Here is a 16,308-nt window from a genome sequence, read left to right on the forward strand (position 1 = left end):
GGGTCATTGCATGGGTGCGGTACCGATCAGCGCTTGCCAACGCGCTGCTTGCGAGCGGCATAGCGCGCGTCGCGCGCGGCCTTCATCTCGGCCTCGGTCGGGATCTTCGGCTTGGCCTTGGCGGCAGCTTCGGCAGCGGCGAGGGCTGCGGCTTCGGCAGCGGCCTTCTTTTCGGCGATCTCACGCTCGCGCGCGGCCTGTTTCTCGGCACGCTTTTCGGCCAGCGCGGCTTCCTTGGCCTCCGCCGCGGCCTTGCGCTCGGCGACGATCGCCGGGTCGAGCGGCGGCTTGGCGCGCAGTTTATCGAGCGCGGCCTGCTTGGCCTGGGCGGAAAGGGCGGCGCGCTCCTGGAACGTCTGGGGCTTGTAGGCTGGCATGTGGGTAGTGAAGATCCTGTCGGTTCGTGCGGCGGTCATGCGGCGTGCGTGACCGTTCCGGGCCGTCCGTTAAAGCAAAACGCGCCATTCTCCAAAAACGTGCCATCGCGTTGGCGGATGAGGCGCTGTACGCGATCGCGGATAGCATGATGGAGTGACACGGGCATGACGCCGCGCGAATTGTTGGGAACGGCCGAGGTGCCGGGTGGCGAGCCGCTAAGGCTGTTTCGGCGTGGCGACGATTTCATGATCGTGCTCGAACGCAACGAGCTGATGAACAGTCGGATGAGCGGTTCGGAAGAGGCGTTGGCCGTCATGACGATCGATCGGCTGCGGACGCCCGCGCCGCACGTGCTGGTGGGCGGATACGGCATGGGGTTCACGTTGCGGGCGGCGCTCGCTGCGCTGGGCGGGCAGGCGCGGGTGACGGTGGCGGAACTGGTGCCGGACATCATCGAGTGGGCGCGCGGGCCGATGGCGGCGCTGACCGCCGGTTGCCTGGACGATCCCCGGGTCGCGGTGACGTTCGCCGACGTTGCCGAAGTGATCGCGGGCGGGCGCGGCAGCTACGATGCGATCCTGCTCGATGTCGACAACGGACCGGACGGGCTGGTGCGGGCGGCGAACGACCGGCTGTATTCGGCCCGTGGGCTGGCGATGGCGCGCGCGGCGTTGCGGCCGGGCGGCGTGCTGGCGATATGGTCGGCGGCCAAGGATGCGGCATTCGCGCGGCGGCTGCGCGAGGGCGGGTTCGAGGTGGACGAAGTGGCGGTACGGGCGCGGAGCAACGGCAAGGGCGCGATGCACACGATCTGGTTCGCCAGGGGGCGGTGAGGGAGGCGGCGCGCCTCTCGTCGACGAGTATGCCCGCCGATCGGCGTGCGTGAGGCCTCCGTCCAGCCCCCTTCCGCCGAAGGAGGGGGGCTGGTTCGGGTTCAGGCCGGTTCGCCCACGATGGTTTTCAGTTCCATGAAGTCGGCGATGCCGTATTTGCCGCCTTCGCGGCCATTGCCGGATTGCTTGTAGCCCCCGAACGGGGTGCCGATGGTACCGCTCCAGGCGTTGATCGTGACGAGGCCGGCGCGCAACCGGGGCGCGACCCTGGCCGCGGCGGCAGGATCGCCGGAGATGGCGGCGGACAGGCCGTATTCGGTGTCGTTGGCGAGCCGGATCGCCTCATCCTGCGTCGCATAGCGGGTGATCGTGGCGACCGGGCCGAAGGTTTCCTCGCGCGCGATACGCATATCGGGCGTTACGTCGGCGAAGACGGTGGGGCGGACGTAATAGCCCGCATTGCGGCCGTCCGGACGGCCGGTGCCACCGGTGACGAGCGTCGCGCCTTCGTCGATTGCCGACTGGATCAGGTCCTGGATCTTGTCGAACTGCGCCTTGTTGACCACCGGGCCGATATGGGCGCCCATGTCGGCGGGGTCGCCGACCGGGGTGGCTTCGAAGATCGCCCTGGCGACCTGTGCCGCCTCGTCTAGCTGGCTTTCGTGAACGAGCAGGCGGGTCGGCGCGATGCAGCTCTGCCCCGAATTGGCGAGCACGCCCTGCAACGTCGGCGGCAGCACCGATGCCAGATCGGCGCCCTCGAGGACGAGGTTGGGGGCCTTGCCGCCCAGTTCCTGGTGAACGCGCTTGACCGTGGCGGCGGCGGCCTGCGCCACCGCGATGCCGGCGCGGGTCGATCCGGTGAAGCTGACCATGTCGACGTCGCGGTGCGTGGACAGCGCCGCGCCGACGGTGGGACCATCGCCGTTGACGAGATTGAAGACGCCGGCCGGCACGCCCGCGTCGTGCAGGATTTCGGCGAGGATCATCGCGCAACTCGGCGCCTCCTCGGACGGCTTGAGCACGATGGTGTTGCCACCGGCGAGTGCGGGGGCGACCTTGGCGCAGATCTGGTTGAGCGGCCAGTTCCATGGCGTGATCATCGCGACGACGCCGACGGGTTCGTGGACGACGCGCGCCTTGCCGACCTGTTCCGAAAAGGTGAATTCGCGCAGCGCCTTCACCGTACCCATGATGTAGCCGAGGCCGGCGGGGGCCTGTGCCGCCTGTGCGAAGCCGATGGGCGCGCCCATTTCCTGGCTGACCGCCTTGGCAAGGTCGGGGATGCGCGCCTTATACGCCTCGACGATCCGGTCGAGCAGGTCGGCGCGTTCTTCGGGGCTGGTCTGCGCGAAGCTGTCGAACGCCCGCCGTGCGGCGGCGACCGCGGCGTCCACGTCAGCCTGCGTGCCGAGCGTGATCGTGGTGACCGGCTGTTCGGTGGAAGGATCGATGACCGGGTGGCTGCGGCCGCCCGTGCTGGGAACCCAGGCGCCATCGATGTAGAAATGCTGGCTGTTCATCGCATGCCTCTCCTGATCTCTTCACAGCGGGTGTGCGACGTTGACGGAACGGTTGCAACCCGAAACGCGTATGCCGGATGCAGTGACGAGGGAAGGACAGCGGATGAGCGAGCGGGTGGCACGGATCACGCAGACGGGCGGGCCGGAGGTGATCGAATGGATCGACGTCGATCTGCCCGCGCCGGGCCCGGGCGAGGTGCGGATGCGGCACCGTGCGGTGGGGCTGAACTATATCGACACCTATCACCGCGCAGGCGTGTATCCGATCGACCTGCCGTCCGGGCTGGGCAGCGAGGCGGCGGGCGTGGTCGAGGCGGTCGGTGATGGCGTGTCGGACTTTGCCGTCGGTGACCGGGTCGGTACCTTCGGCCCGGCGCGCGGGGCCTATGCGACGGCGCGTAACGTCGCGGCGGCGCAATTGCTGCATCTGCCGGACGACGTGGACGACGAGACGGCGGCGGCGCTGCTGCTGAAAGGCTGTACGACCGAGGCGCTGGTCGAACGCTGCGCGCGGGTCGAGGCGGGGCAGACGGTGCTGGTCTGGGCGGCGGCGGGCGGCGTCGGGCAGTTGCTGGTCGGTTGGCTGAAGGCGATCGGCGCGAGCGTGATCGGCACCGCGGGAACGGCGGACAAGGCGGACCATGCGCGCGATGCGGGCGCCGACCATGTCATCCTGCACCGCGACGAGGACGTGACGGCGCGGGTGCGGGAGATCACCGGCGGCCACGGGGTAACGACGGTGTTCGATGGCGTCGGCAATGCGACATGGCAGACGACACTGGCGGTGACGGCGCGGCGCGGACTGATCGTCAGCTATGGCAATGCGGGTGGCCCGGTGAACGGCGTGAACCTGGGTGTGCTGGCGGCGAAGGGATCGCTGTTCGTCACCCGGCCGACGCTGTTCGACTATTACGTTACCCCCGAGGAGCGGCGCGCCGGCGTACAACGCGTGTTCGCGATGCTGCGAGACGGGGCGATCCGGCCCGCGATCGGCCAGCGGTTTGCGCTGGAGGACGCAGCGGCGGCGCATCGGGCGCTGGAGGCAGGCGAGACGCACGGCAGCAGCGTATTCACCGTCGATTGATCCGTGTGGAAGGTCATTGCGGGATCGCGCGACGGCTGGGATAAGCTGGGCCTAGCGTCCGGCGTACCAGAAGCCGGCGCCCTGCGATGGGAGTGGCGGGAGATGGGGGATTTGGGACCGATGCGGGCGGCGGGAATCGTTGGCGCGATGCTGGCGACGGCGGCGGTCCATGGGCAAACCGTGCCAACGACCAATCCCGTCACCGCTGCTGATCCGATCGTCGTCGAGGGGCGTGCGCTGCCCGACGAGGTGAAGATCCGGGCGCTGGCCCGCGCGATTTCGCCACGCGTCGGCTTCGACCAGCCATTGGCCCGCTTCACCGATCCGGTGTGCTTCGCCACTGCGGGGCTGCCGTCGCCGATGTTGCGAACCATCGGCGCGCGGCTGGCCGAGAATGCCGATGCGGCGGGGATAGCGCTGGCTGGCGACGGCTGCACGCCCAACATCATCGTCGTGTTCGTCGAGGACAGCCGGGCGGAGGCGGAGCGGCTGATGAGGCGCAAGCCCTGGATGTTTCGCAATTACCAGCCGAGCGAGATGCTTGATATCCTGAAGGAGCCCGGGCCGGTCCACGTCTGGAGCGTCAGCGAGGTGCGCAGCCGCGATGGCGATCGAATATCGCAGGGCGTCGACGGTCCGCCGACGCTGCGGGTGCCGATCGCAACGCGGATCGGGCTGGCGATCCGCCGCGATATGCTGTCGACGGTCATGCTGGTCGATCGCAAGGCGGTGCTCGGCCGAAGCCTGCGGCAGGTCGCGGATTATGCAGCCATGCGGACGCTCGCGATGATCCGTCCCAAGGGCGCGGCCGGCGGCGATACGATATTGACTTTGTTCGATCCCGCCGCCGCCGCGCCGCCGACGGAGATGACCGCCTTCGACCGCGGCTATCTAAAGGCACTGTATGCCGGATCGGGCACGCAGCGCGGCGCGACCAAAGTAGCGATGATCGCTCGCAGCATCATCAGGACCGCAGCAGACGACAACGCGGATGCACGCCGTGCCGGGTTTGCCGGGTCTGCCGGGTCTGCCGGGTCCAACAATGGCGGCGAGCAATAAGTGTTCGCACACCCGTGCCAAATGACGGCTTTGTCATACCGATGACGTGATCGCGCCATCGATGGCGGTGCATGGCGAAGGACGGAGTGTCGCCTAATGTCTCAAATGCCCGTGTTCTTCGATGCCAGCGGTCGGCGCAAGCGGCGGTTCACGCTGGGCGTCGTCGCCTTCGTACTGCTGCTGGTGCTGTCGATCGCCGCCTTTGCCGTGTCGATCGGCGCGGTGCCGGCGGCGCCGTTGCTGCCGGTCGAGGTGGAGCACCATCTGCTGCATCGATTGGCACCGCCGCATGGCGTGATCCGCCGGGCGAAGCGGGGGCTGGATTATTATGCCGGGCGCCTGTTCGGGACCGGGCGCGGCAAGACGGCGGCCTCCGGCAATCCGGCGCTCGCCATCGCGTTTCACACGCCCTGGGATCCATCGAGCGCGGCAAGTCTCGAGCGGCATGTCGAGCAACTCGACTGGGTGATCCCCGGCTGGGCGTCGGTGACCGGTGCGGATCATCGCATCACGGTGTTTCGCGATACCGCGGGCCGCACGATCCTGAACCGCGCCGTCCACCGGCCGGTGATCGTGCCGATGATCCAGAATGCGATCGGGGGCAAATGGGACGGCGCCGGCACCGCCGCGCTGATCGCCGACCCGCGGGCACGCGCGGCGCTGCTCGACCGGCTGGTGCCCTGGCTGGCGGCGAACCGCGCGGGCGGCGCGTTCTTCGACTTCGAGGATCTGCCGGCAAGTGCGCAGGGCAATTATCGGACGTTCCTGGCCGAGGCGCAGCGCCGTTTCGCGTCGCGCGGCTGGGTGGTGGCGATCGCGGCACCGGTCGGCAATCCCGATTGGGACCTGCCCGCCTATGCCAAGGTCACCGACAAGATTTTCCTGATGGCCTATGACGAGCACGAGACGGCGGGGCCAGCGGGACCGATCGCGTCGCAGCGCTGGTTCGCCGAACAGGTGGCGACGGCGGCCCGCGGTATCCCGGCGGCCAAGCTGGTCGTGGCGGTCGGCTCCTATGCCTATGATTGGCACAATGGCAGCGGCGATGCGCTGAGCGTGGACGAAGCATGGCAGGCGGCACGCGATTCGGGCACGATGCCGACGTTCGACCGCGGCAGCGGCAACAGCAGCTTTGCGTATTCGGATGGCGATTCGAAACACGTCATCTGGCTGCTCGACGCGGCGTCGGTCTATAACCAGATCGCCTTCCTGCACCGTGCCGGCGTCAACAGCGTCGCCTTGTGGCGGCTGGGATCGGAGGATCCCGGCATGTGGGCGCTGTTCGGGCGCGATCATCGCACGCTGCCGCCGCCATCTGCGATCGATGCGATCCCCGCCGGCACCAACGTCGATATCGAGGGTGCGGGGGAAATCCTGAAGATCGGTGGCACGCCGGTCGCTGGCCAGCGCCATGCTGTCGCCGGCGCCGACGGGACGATCGCCGATGTCCGCTTCCGCCAATTGCCTTCGCAATATGAGGTCGATCGCACCGGCTATAGCCCGCGGCAGCTGGCGCTGACCTTCGACGACGGGCCCAATTCAACCTGGACGCCGCAGGTGCTCGACGTGCTGAAACGCGAGGGGGTGAAGGCGACGTTCTTCATCGTCGGCGAAAACGCGCTGACCCAGCGATCACTGCTGCAACGCATGGTGGCGGAAGGCCACGAAATCGGCAGCCACACCTATACGCATCCCAATCTGGCGAACGTGTCGCCCGAACAGGTACGGTTCGAACTGAACGCCAACCAGCGGTTGTTCCAGGCGTTTACCGGTCGATCGCTGCGCCTGTTCCGGGCGCCCTATTTCGGTGACGCCGAACCCACTACGGCGGACGAAATCGTGCCGGCGCTGCAGGCGCAGGAGCGTGGTTATGTCTCGGTGGGGCTGCACGTCGATCCCGGCGACTGGAAGCGACCCGGCGTGCAGGCCATCATCGATGCGACGATCGCGCGGGTGACGAGCGCACCGTCGCATTGCGACGGCGATTCGGATGCCGATTGCAGCCGCAACATCATCCTGCTGCACGATGCCGGCGGCAACCGCGCGCAGACGGTCGCCGCGCTGCCGGTCATCATCGATCGACTGCGCGCGATGGGATACGGTTTCGTCCCCGTATCGACGCTTGCCGGCATATCGCGCGAGGCGGCGATGCCGGTGATCTCGTCGAGCGACCAGCTGGCGGCGGGCGCCGACCTGGCTTTGTTCACCACGCTGGGCGGCCTGGTGGTGGCGTTGCACTGGCTGTTCGCCATCGCGATCACCGTCGGTATCCTGCGCGCGCTCGCGCTGTCGGGTCTGGCGCTGATCCAGGCACGGCGCGAATCGCGAACGGTGTTTCCGGCGATCGACCCGCAGCGGTTCGTGACGGTGATGATCCCCGCGTATAACGAGGAGCGCGTGATCGAACGCGCCGTGCGCGGCGTGCTCGCCAGTACCGACGTGGCGATCGAGGTGATCGTGATCGACGACGGATCGAAGGATGCGACCTCAGCGGTGGTTGCCGCCGCCTTTGCCGACGATCCGCGCGTCCGGCTGCTGACCCTGGAGAATGGCGGCAAGGCGCGCGCACTGAACACCGGACTGGAGCAAGCGCATGGCGAGATCGTCATCGCACTGGACGCCGACACGCAGTTCGAGCCGACGACGATCACCCGGCTGGCGCGCTGGTTCGACGATCCGACGCTGGGCGCGGTCGCCGGTAATGCGAAGGTCGGCAACCGGGTGAACCTGATCACCAAGTGGCAAGCCCTGGAATATATCACCGCGCAGAATCTTGAGCGGCGGGCCTTCGCCCGGCTGAACGCGATCACGGTGGTGCCGGGGGCCGTCGGTGCCTGGCGTCTGGCGGCGATCCGGCAGGTCGGCGGCTACCCGCACGACACGCTCGCCGAGGATCAGGACCTGACGATCGCGATCCAGCGGGCGGGCTGGCATGTGCAGTACGACCAATATGCCGTCGCCTGGACCGAAGCGCCGGAAACGATGCGCGCGCTCGCGAAACAGCGGTTCCGCTGGGCGTTCGGCACGCTGCAATGCCTGTGGAAGCATCGCTCGGCGATCGGCCGGAGCAGCCCGCGGGGCCTTGGCTGGGTCGGACTGCCGCAGGCGATCGTGTTCCAGATCCTGCTCGCGGCGATCAGCCCGATCATCGATCTGGCGCTGCTGGTCAGCTTTTTTGTCACCTACCTGGATGTGCAGGCGCACGGATGGGCGCAGACCAGCCACGACGTCTATACCATGCTGGCGTTCTGGGTGGTCTTCACCACGATCGATCTGCTGGCCGCCACCATCGCCTTTGCATTGGAGCGGCGCGAGAAATGGCGCCTGCTATGGCTGCTGATTCCGCAGCGCATCGGCTATCGCCAGGTCATGTATTATGTCGTGCTCAAGGCGATCACCCAGGCGCTGCGCGGCCCGATGGTCGGCTGGGGCAAGCTGCAGCGGACCGGGCGGGTGACGTCGGGATGAGCTGAAAGCGCTGGCCGGGCGGCCCGGCGCCGCCTACACCCGCCGCGGGGATATATCGGGGAAGGTTCGTCCATGTCGCGGAAGGTCATGTTGCTGCTGGTGGGTGTGTGCGCGGCGTCGATGGGGCACGCGCAGCAGGCTCAGGTCGCCAATGGCGTCTGTGCCCGACTTGCACCGCAGACGGGCCTGAAGCAGCAGAGCGACGGATCGTGGCGCGCCAACATGCTGGGCGGCATCGGCGCTGCGCTGTTCGGCGGCACCGCCGGCGCTTCGTTCGTGGTCGGGCCGATCGAGGGATCGACGGCGGATCAGCATTTCGAAAAGGCGTGCGAGCAAAAGGGCGCCGAGGTTGGTTGCGACCTCGTCGGTCCGGCGAAGATCACGATCGGTACCAAAAGTGGCGAGGCTTCCGCCGATGTCGCGGCGGGGGAAAAGGCCCGTGTCGGTATGAAGGGCCGCTATCTCACCTGCCGTGAGGGCTGACGGCCGTAGCTAAGCGTGCGGCAAATCCGCGGTCGCGTTGCCGGAGCGGCGTTGTATACGACGGGATATAGCCGTTTGCCGAGGTGCCGCCATGATCCGTCCGTTGCTGTCCGCCCCGTTGCTGTCGCTGTCGTTGCTCGTCGCTGGACCGGCCGTGGCGCAGCAGCGAGCGCCTCTGGTACTTGCAGCGGCAAGCCTGCAGGAATCGATGACGGCAGCCGCCGATGCATGGGCGAGGAAGGGGCATCCGAAACCGGTGATCTCGTTTGCGGCGTCGTCGGTGCTGGCACGCCAGGTCGAAGCCGGCGGCGCCGCCGACCTGTTCGCATCGGCCGATCAGGATTGGATGGATGCGCTGGCTGCCAAGCGGCTGATCGTCGCGAGCACGCGGGTGACGTTCCTGGGCAACCGACTGGTCGTGGTCGCCGCAAGGAACAATCCCGTCCGCATCCCGGTCCGGCCGCCCGCCGCGCTGGCGCGGGTGCTCGCGGCCGGACCGCTGGCGATCGCGGACGCGCCGGTGCCCGCAGGGCGCTATGCCGAGGCGGCGTTGCGCAGGCTGGGCGTTTGGACCACGGTCGCGCCCAAGCTGGTGCGCGGCGACAGTGTCCGCGCGGCGCTGACGCTGGTCGAACGCGGGGCGGCACCCCTCGGCATCGTCTATGCAACAGACGCGAAAGCCTCGAAGACGGTCCGGATCGCAGGCGTGTTTCCAGCCTTCAGCCACCCCGCCATCACCTATCCCATCGCACGCATCGCCGGATCGACGAATGCCGAGGGCGAGGCCTTTCGACGGTTCCTCGTCAGCCGTGAGGGCAAGGCGATCTTCGTGCGCTACGGATTTACGCCACTTTGATGCTGTCTGCGGACGAATGGACGATCTTGGCGCTCTCGTTGAAGGTCGGCGCGCTGGCGATGGGGGCGGTGCTGCCGCTCGCCTTCGCGCTCGCCTGGGTGCTGGCGCGAACCCGCTTCCCGGGCAAGCTGCTGCTCGATGCGGTCGTCCACCTGCCGCTGGTGGTGCCGCCGGTGGTGACGGGCTGGGTCCTGCTGCTGGCGTTCGGTCCGGCCGGGCCACTCGGTAGCGTGCTGGACCGCTGGTTCGGCGTGACGGTGCTGTTCCGCTGGACGGGGGCGGCGATCGCGGCGGGGATCATGGCGCTGCCGTTGATGGTGCGCGCGATGCGGCTGTCGATCGAGGCGGTCGACCGGCGGCTGGAGAGCGCCGCGCGGACGCTCGGGGCGGGGCCGGGCCGCGTGTTCTGGACGCTGACGCTGCCGCTCAGCCTGCCGGGCGTCCTCGCGGGGGCGGTGCTGGGCTTTGCGCGATCGATTGGCGAATTCGGCGCGACGATCACCTTCGTCTCCAACGTGCCGGGGCAGACGCAGACACTGCCGCTGGCGATCTATTCCGCCTTGCAACAACCGGGAGCCGAGGCGACCGTGTGGCGGCTTTCGGCGATATCGGTCGCGCTCAGCCTGGTCGCGCTGCTCGCGTCGGAATTACTTACGCGACGCGTACGGCGGGGCCTGCATGTCCTTTGAGATCCGCGTCGAGAAGCGATTGGGCGACGTGGCGGTGGGGATCGATGTGGATGTCGGCGCCGGGCTGACGGTGCTGTTCGGGCCGTCCGGGATCGGCAAGACCAGCGTGCTTAACATGGTCGCCGGTCTGATCCGGCCGGATTCTGGCCGAATCGTCGTCGCGGGGCGGGTCCTGTTCGATGACGACGCCGGCATCGATATCGTGCCGGAGCGGCGGCGGGCCGGCTACGTCTTCCAGGAACCGCGACTGTTCCCGCATCGCCGGGTTCGCGCCAATTTGCTCTATGGCGCGCGCGATGACGGCGGGCTGGCGGCGGCGGCGGCGATGTTGGGGATCGGTCATCTGCTCGACCGCTGGCCGCGCACGCTGTCGGGCGGCGAGGCGCGGCGGGTCGCGATCGGACGGGCGCTGTTGAGCGACCCCGCGTTCCTGCTGCTGGACGAGCCCCTGTCGTCGCTGGATCGTGCGCGGCGTGCCGAGATCATGGACGCGATCGTGCGCGTGCGCGACGAGGCCGGGTTACCGATCCTGATGGTGACGCACGATCCGGACGAGGCGGAGCGGCTGGCGACACGCATCGTGCGGGTGGCGTGAGGCTGGGTTCGCCTTCCCCCGTTCTGTAGCTGGTCAGGCCTTCACATTGCCTGCGTTCGCCATTGATCGGATCGGCGGCGACAGGATGGTGAACGCGCCAAGTTCTACCGTTTCAGCTGCGCGATGGCGCACCTATCGGCGCGGGCCAGCCGCGTTGGGGTCCGCCGCCATCCGCTCATGCCCCCCGGCGAGGCCGAGCTGTTGCCGCATTCGTTCCAGCGGGACGCCCTTGGTTTCCGGGAAATAGAGCAACACCACGACGAATTGCAGCGCCATCATCGCGGCGAAGAACAGGAAGGGCGCTCCGGCGGAGTAAGCGGCGACGGCGGGGAAGGCGGCAGCGATGACCGCGTTGAGGCCCCAGTGCGTGCTCGCCCCCACCGCGCTGCCGCGACTGCGCACCGACGTCGGGAATACTTCGGAGATATACACCCAGATCACCGCGCCGGTGCTCGGCGCGAAGAAGGCGATGAAGCCGATGAGCGCGGGCAGCAGCAGCCACGACGGGATCGTGCCGAGCAGCGACAGGCCGCCGACGAACAGCGACGCCGCCATGCCGAGGCTGCCGGCCATCAGCAGCGTCTTGCGGCCGAGCCGGTCGATCAGGAGCATGCCGACGAAGGTGAAGATGCCGTTGACGACGCCGATGATGATCGCCTGCACGTCAGCCGAGAGCGCCGTCGAGGAGCGCGCGAAGATGTCGTTGAGGTAATAGAGGAAGGCGTTGATGCCGGACAGCTGGTTGAACCCGGCGACGAGGACCGCGAGCAGGATCGGCTTGCGATGCAGGCGCCACGAGAGCCGTTCGTTGGCAGGCTGGTCGGCGAGGTCGGCGTGGACGCCGGCGATCTCCCGGTCGGCCAACGCGTCGGTCATGCCGATGCGGGCGAGCGAGCGCCGTGCCTCGTCGTCGCGGCCATGCATGACCAGCCAGCGCGGACTGTTGGGAATGCGGAACAGCAGGGCCATGAACACGAGCGCGGGCGCCGCCGAGACGCCGAGTTTCCACCGCCACGCGATGTCGTCCGGCTCGACCGCGGCGATGATCGCGTTGGAGACATAGGCGAGGAGGATGCCGGCGATCACCATGAATTGGAATGCGGCGACGAGCTGGCCGCGTCTGGATGGCGGTGCGATTTCGGCGATGTAGACCGGCGCCAGTACGGACGATCCGCCGACCGCCAGACCGGCGAGAACCCGGAACAGCACCAGCGATCCCCAGTCCCAGGCGATGGCGCAGCCGATCGCCGATACGACATAGAACAGGGCGAGGATGCGCAGCGTGTCGCGGCTGCCGTAGCGATCGCCGGGTATTCCCGCAAACAGGGCGCCGGCGAGCGTGCCCCACAAAGCCGCCGATACGGTGATGCCCAGCCAGCCGGGCGTGAGGGCATATTCCCGGGTGAGGGCGTCGGTGACGCCCGAGATGACGGCGGTGTCGAAGCCGAACAGCAGGCCGGCGAGCGCGGCGGTGGCGATGCAGGCGAGAAGCCCGGGATTGAGGATCGAGGGTTCGCGGCCGGCTGTCTGCGTCGCCAAAGCAGGTTCCTTACGTCGTTGTGCCGGACACAAGGCTCCGGATCGACGGCCGGGTCAACGGTGTTTGTGGCGGCGGACCGAACGGATCGGCATCGGGTGGAGGGGTGCCACGAAAAAGGGGCAGTCCGTTGCCGGACCGCCCCCCTTGCACGCGTATCGCGAGGCCATGGCGCCGGCCGGGCACGGCTACGCCGGTCCTGCCATCCGCCGTGGCCAGCCTCCGGAATGCCGCGGCAATCCGGAGCGATGCGGCATTAGCGCTTCGAGAACTGGAAGCTCTTGCGCGCCTTCGCACGGCCGTACTTCTTGCGCTCGACGGTGCGGCTGTCGCGGGTGAGGAACCCGGCGGCCTTCACCGGCGCACGCAGGACCGGCTCGAACTTGGTCAGCGCCTGGCTGATGCCATGCTTGACCGCGCCGGCCTGGCCCGAGAGGCCGCCGCCCTTGACGGTGCACATCACGTCATACTGACCTTCGCGCTCGGTGATGCCGAACACCTGGTTGATGACGAGGCGCAGCGTCGGACGGGCGAAATACACTTCCTGGTCGCGACCGTTGATGATGATCTTGCCCGAACCCGGCTTGATCCACACGCGGGCGACGGCGTCCTTGCGACGGCCGGTCGCATAGGCGCGGCCGAACTTGTCGAGGATCTGCTCACGCAGCGGCATCGTCGGCAGGACCTGCGTCGGGGCGGCGGGTGCCTCGCCGTCGGTGGTGATCGCCGGAGCGGCGTTCGCAGCCGGCGCGGGCTGCTGCGTCAGCGACGCGAGGTCGGAAAGGGACTGGCGATTGTCGGTCATTACGCGCCCACCTTGTTCTTGCGGTTCATGCCCGCGATATCGAGAACTTCCGGGTTCTGAGCTTCATGCGGATGCTCGGTACCCTTGAAGATGCGCAGGTTGCGCATCTGTTCGCGACCCAGCGGGCCGCGCGGGATCATACGCTCGACGGCCTTTTCGAGAACGCGCTCCGGGAAGCGGCCTTCGAGGACCTTGGCGGCGGTGATGCCCTTGATGCCGCCGGCATAACCGGTGTGCTTGTAATAGACCTTCTTCTCGGCCTTGTTGGACGTGAAGCGGATCTTGTCGGCGTTGATGACGATGACGTTGTCACCGCAATCGACGTGCGGGGTGAACGACGTCTTGTGCTTGCCGCGCAGGACGTTGGCGATGATCGATGCGGTGCGGCCGACCACCAGGTCGGTGGCGTCGATGATGTGCCACTTCTTTTCCACCTCGTGCGGCTTGGCCGACTTGGTGGTCTTCATGAGCGCCTTCATGGCGTGGACCTTTCGGTTTGAAACGATGCACGCCGCCCGTTTCCAGGCGGCGTGGTTGAGGGGGCCAATGATCGAGGCGCCGCGATAAGTCAAGCAAACGGCGGGTTTGCTGACGGGTAAAATAATACCATGCATTCCCGCCGGGGGTGGCCAGCCAGCGCGTTCCGGTCAGGCGGCGCGGCGCCCGCAGGCGTGCGCGGCGAAGACGGTGGCGATCAGCAGCAGGGCAGCATTCGCCTGATGCGCGACGGCGAGGTCGATCTGCACGCCGCTCATCAGCGTGGCGATGCCGAGCATGATCTGCAGCGTCACCAGTGCGATGACCCAGACGCCCGCCTTCGACCCGCTCTGCGTCGCCCGGACGGCGAGCCATGTCAGGCCCGCGGCGGCGGCGAACGCCCACCAGCGATGGATGAACTGGACGACGACGGGGTTGTCGACGGCATTGCGCCACGACGGATCGACCATCGGCACGCCGGCGGGGAACAGCGCATCGCCCATCAACGGCCAGCTGGCAAAGGCATAGCCGGCATCGAGCCCGGCAGTGAACGCACCATAGACGAGCTGGACGAACAGCAGGGCGAGCGCGACGATGGCCGGACCGGCGAGGCGGGCAGGGGCCGAGCGGGGATTGCGGTGCAGCGCCAACAGGTCGAGCGCAGTCCACACGATGCCGGCCAGGATGGTCAGCGCGGTGAGCAGGTGCACGGCCAGCCGCACGTGGCTGACGTCGGTGCGGACCGACAGGCCGGAGGCGACCATCCACCAGCCGATCGCGCCCTGGAAGCCGCCGAGCGCGAGCAGCGCGACGAGACGCCAGCCATAGCCGGCCGGGATCTGCCGCCGGACCGCAAACCACAGCAGCGGCAGCGCGAAGGCGAGGCCGATCACGCGGCCCCACACGCGGTGGAGATATTCCCAGAAGAAGATGCCCTTGAACCCGGCGAGCGTCATGCCCTGGTTGAAGGCGGCATATTCGGGGATCTTGCGATAATTGGCGAATTCCGCCTGCCATTGGGCATCGTTCAGCGGCGGGATGATGCCGCTGATCGGTTTCCACTGGGTGATCGACAGGCCGGATTCGGTCAGGCGGGTGATCCCGCCGATGACCACCATCGCGACGATCAGGCCGGCGACGACGAACAGCCATCGCGCGACGCTGCGCGGCCGGGCGCGCGAGAGGAAGGCGGCACTGGGCTGAAGCATGGCCGGCGTCATACGCCTGTTGCCCATCGGGGGCCAGCGGGGAGTCGGGCGGACGACACATGCCGCCTACACCGATCCGTCGCGGAAGTTGCCGAAGTTGACACTACGTGCCGTTCGAAATGCCCCCGGCACGTGAGCCTGGGTCGCCTTGCCGACGGTGCATGGGGACGGCTCGCGACGGGTCCGCCGGCACGGGGCGCGAGGGTGCTATGGCGAGGCGAATCGGTCATGCCGCGCCTTCTTCACCCCCTTTTCCAAATAGGACAGGGGTGATTTGCGTTTCGGCGGTCACCGGCGGGTCGCCGATGATCTGGCTGCGCGCTATCGGGCCTGTAAAAGATTGATGTGATATTGTAACCTTGCGCCGATCGGCCTAGATAGCGGCGACGGATGACGCATGCGACCCACTCTGTACGCCGCTTCGGCTGGGCCTGGCTCGATCGTGCCGCGATCGCGCTGTCGGGACTGTGCGTCGTCCATTGCCTGGCGAGCGCGGTGCTGCTGGCGATGCTGTCCGCGGCGGGTGGCCTGTTGCTCAACCCGATCTTTCACGAGGTGGGCCTGACGATCGCGATCGTACTGGGGGCGATCGCGCTGGGCCGGGGCGTGATGGAACATGGCTATGTCATGCCCGCATCGATGGGCGCATTCGGGCTCGGCATCATGGCGGGTGCGATGACGCTGCCGCACGAGGGTGGCGGCGGGGCCGAGACGCTGTGGACGGTGATCGGCGTCGGCCTGCTGGCGTTCGGACACGACCTGAACCGTCGCGCCGTCATCTGACGCGGCTTGCCGTCGAGCCTGTGGCGACCTAAATTTAGACCATGGCCCATGCGCATCACGATCATCACGAGCCGCAGGGCGACGACCTGACCAAGGCCGCCCAGGCGACGCTGGAAAAGTCCGGCGAGCAATGGACGCAGATGCGCGCCAACGTGTTCGAGGCGCTGGCCGGGTTCGCCAAGCCCGCCAGTGCCTATGACATCGCCGAGGCGCTGTCGAAGAGCGAGGGGCGGCGGGTGGCTGCGAACAGCATCTATCGCATCCTCGACGTCTTCGTCGCCACGAACCTTGCCCGGAAGGTCGAGAGTTCGAACGCCTATGTCGCCAACGCCCATCCCGACTGCCTGCACGACTGCATCTTTCTGGTGTGCGATTCCTGTGGACAGACGGTGCACCTGGACAATGACGTGGTGACCCGCGGTGTCAGGGATGCGGCGCAAGCTGCTGGTTTCTCACCGGTTCGGCCCGTGATCGAAGTGCGCGGCGTCTGTGCGGATTGCGCTTGAGGCATCGTTCGCCGACAATCGACA

The 16,308-nt window shown here is 67.8% G+C and carries 16 protein-coding genes; 10 read left to right on the top strand and 6 right to left on the bottom strand.

Features of this window, described 5'->3' with window-relative positions:
* Positions 1 to 26: 26 nt before the first annotated feature.
* Positions 27 to 377, bottom strand: coding sequence for a DUF6481 family protein (locus tag GTH33_RS10055; RefSeq protein WP_163959883.1), 351 nt, complete (start codon positions 375 to 377; stop codon positions 27 to 29).
* Positions 378 to 542: 165 nt separating this feature from the next.
* Here GTH33_RS10055 and GTH33_RS10060 point away from each other — a divergent pair, with 165 nt between their 5' ends.
* Positions 543 to 1,211, top strand: coding sequence for a spermidine synthase (locus GTH33_RS10060; RefSeq protein WP_163958284.1), 669 nt, complete (start codon positions 543 to 545; stop codon positions 1,209 to 1,211).
* A 101-nt stretch (positions 1,212 to 1,312) separates the two neighbouring features.
* Here the strand turns inward: GTH33_RS10060 and GTH33_RS10065 are convergent, their stop codons facing one another.
* Positions 1,313 to 2,734 (bottom strand): aldehyde dehydrogenase family protein, encoded by a 1,422-nt coding sequence (locus GTH33_RS10065; protein WP_163958285.1) that lies wholly within the window; start codon positions 2,732 to 2,734, stop codon positions 1,313 to 1,315.
* 103 nt (positions 2,735 to 2,837) lie between these two features.
* On the opposite strand from GTH33_RS10065, the gene GTH33_RS10070 reads away from it, so the two are divergent.
* From GTH33_RS10070 to GTH33_RS10100, 7 genes are all read left to right on the top strand, one after another.
* Positions 2,838 to 3,818, top strand: a complete 981-nt coding sequence (locus GTH33_RS10070; RefSeq protein ID WP_163958286.1) for a quinone oxidoreductase family protein — start codon at positions 2,838 to 2,840, stop codon at positions 3,816 to 3,818.
* A 102-nt stretch (positions 3,819 to 3,920) separates the two neighbouring features.
* Positions 3,921 to 4,877, top strand: a complete 957-nt coding sequence (locus GTH33_RS10075) for a hypothetical protein (protein ID WP_163958287.1) — start codon at positions 3,921 to 3,923, stop codon at positions 4,875 to 4,877.
* A 96-nt stretch (positions 4,878 to 4,973) separates the two neighbouring features.
* Positions 4,974 to 8,345 (top strand): polysaccharide deacetylase family protein, encoded by a 3,372-nt coding sequence (locus GTH33_RS10080; protein WP_163958288.1) that lies wholly within the window; start codon positions 4,974 to 4,976, stop codon positions 8,343 to 8,345.
* A gap of 72 nt (positions 8,346 to 8,417) precedes the next feature.
* Entirely contained in the window at positions 8,418 to 8,828 is a 411-nt protein-coding gene (locus tag GTH33_RS10085; RefSeq protein ID WP_163958289.1) for a hypothetical protein, read from the top strand.
* 91 nt (positions 8,829 to 8,919) lie between these two features.
* The gene (gene modA / locus GTH33_RS10090) at positions 8,920 to 9,684 is read left to right on the top strand and encodes a molybdate ABC transporter substrate-binding protein (protein ID WP_163958290.1); all 765 of its coding nucleotides are present in this window, start codon (positions 8,920 to 8,922) and stop codon (positions 9,682 to 9,684) included.
* Positions 9,684 to 10,373 (top strand): molybdate ABC transporter permease subunit, encoded by a 690-nt coding sequence (gene modB, locus GTH33_RS10095; protein WP_163958291.1) that lies wholly within the window; start codon positions 9,684 to 9,686, stop codon positions 10,371 to 10,373. The genes modA and modB overlap by 1 nt, the downstream gene beginning before the upstream one ends.
* Complete coding sequence (locus GTH33_RS10100) at positions 10,363 to 10,968, top strand: ATP-binding cassette domain-containing protein (protein ID WP_163958292.1); 606 nt, start codon at positions 10,363 to 10,365, stop codon at positions 10,966 to 10,968. The genes modB and GTH33_RS10100 overlap by 11 nt, the downstream gene beginning before the upstream one ends.
* A 132-nt stretch (positions 10,969 to 11,100) precedes the next feature.
* Here the strand turns inward: GTH33_RS10100 and GTH33_RS10105 are convergent, their stop codons facing one another.
* The 4 genes from GTH33_RS10105 to GTH33_RS10120 form a co-directional block, all read right to left on the bottom strand.
* Positions 11,101 to 12,507: a sugar porter family MFS transporter gene (locus GTH33_RS10105; RefSeq protein ID WP_208404053.1), complete on the bottom strand. Its 1,407-nt coding sequence runs from the start codon at positions 12,505 to 12,507 to the stop codon at positions 11,101 to 11,103.
* A gap of 254 nt (positions 12,508 to 12,761) precedes the next feature.
* Positions 12,762 to 13,310: a 30S ribosomal protein S9 gene (gene rpsI, locus GTH33_RS10110; RefSeq protein WP_163958293.1), complete on the bottom strand. Its 549-nt coding sequence runs from the start codon at positions 13,308 to 13,310 to the stop codon at positions 12,762 to 12,764.
* The gene (gene rplM, locus GTH33_RS10115; RefSeq protein WP_163958294.1) at positions 13,310 to 13,789 is read right to left on the bottom strand and encodes a 50S ribosomal protein L13; all 480 of its coding nucleotides are present in this window, start codon (positions 13,787 to 13,789) and stop codon (positions 13,310 to 13,312) included. Before rplM ends, rpsI begins: the two co-directional genes overlap by 1 nt.
* A gap of 168 nt (positions 13,790 to 13,957) precedes the next feature.
* A complete protein-coding gene (locus tag GTH33_RS10120; RefSeq protein WP_163958295.1) occupies positions 13,958 to 14,995 on the bottom strand; it encodes a COX15/CtaA family protein in 1,038 nt (345 codons plus the stop codon).
* 390 nt (positions 14,996 to 15,385) lie between these two features.
* On the opposite strand from GTH33_RS10120, the gene GTH33_RS10125 reads away from it, so the two are divergent.
* Together GTH33_RS10125 and GTH33_RS10130 are read left to right on the top strand one after the other, a co-directional pair.
* A complete protein-coding gene (locus GTH33_RS10125) occupies positions 15,386 to 15,778 on the top strand; it encodes a MerC domain-containing protein (RefSeq protein ID WP_163958296.1) in 393 nt (130 codons plus the stop codon).
* 41 nt (positions 15,779 to 15,819) lie between these two features.
* Complete coding sequence (locus tag GTH33_RS10130; RefSeq protein WP_163958297.1) at positions 15,820 to 16,284, top strand: Fur family transcriptional regulator; 465 nt, start codon at positions 15,820 to 15,822, stop codon at positions 16,282 to 16,284.
* Positions 16,285 to 16,308 lie beyond the last annotated feature (24 nt).

Source organism: Sphingomonas insulae (assembly GCF_010450875.1).
GTDB lineage: Bacteria > Pseudomonadota > Alphaproteobacteria > Sphingomonadales > Sphingomonadaceae > Sphingomonas > Sphingomonas insulae.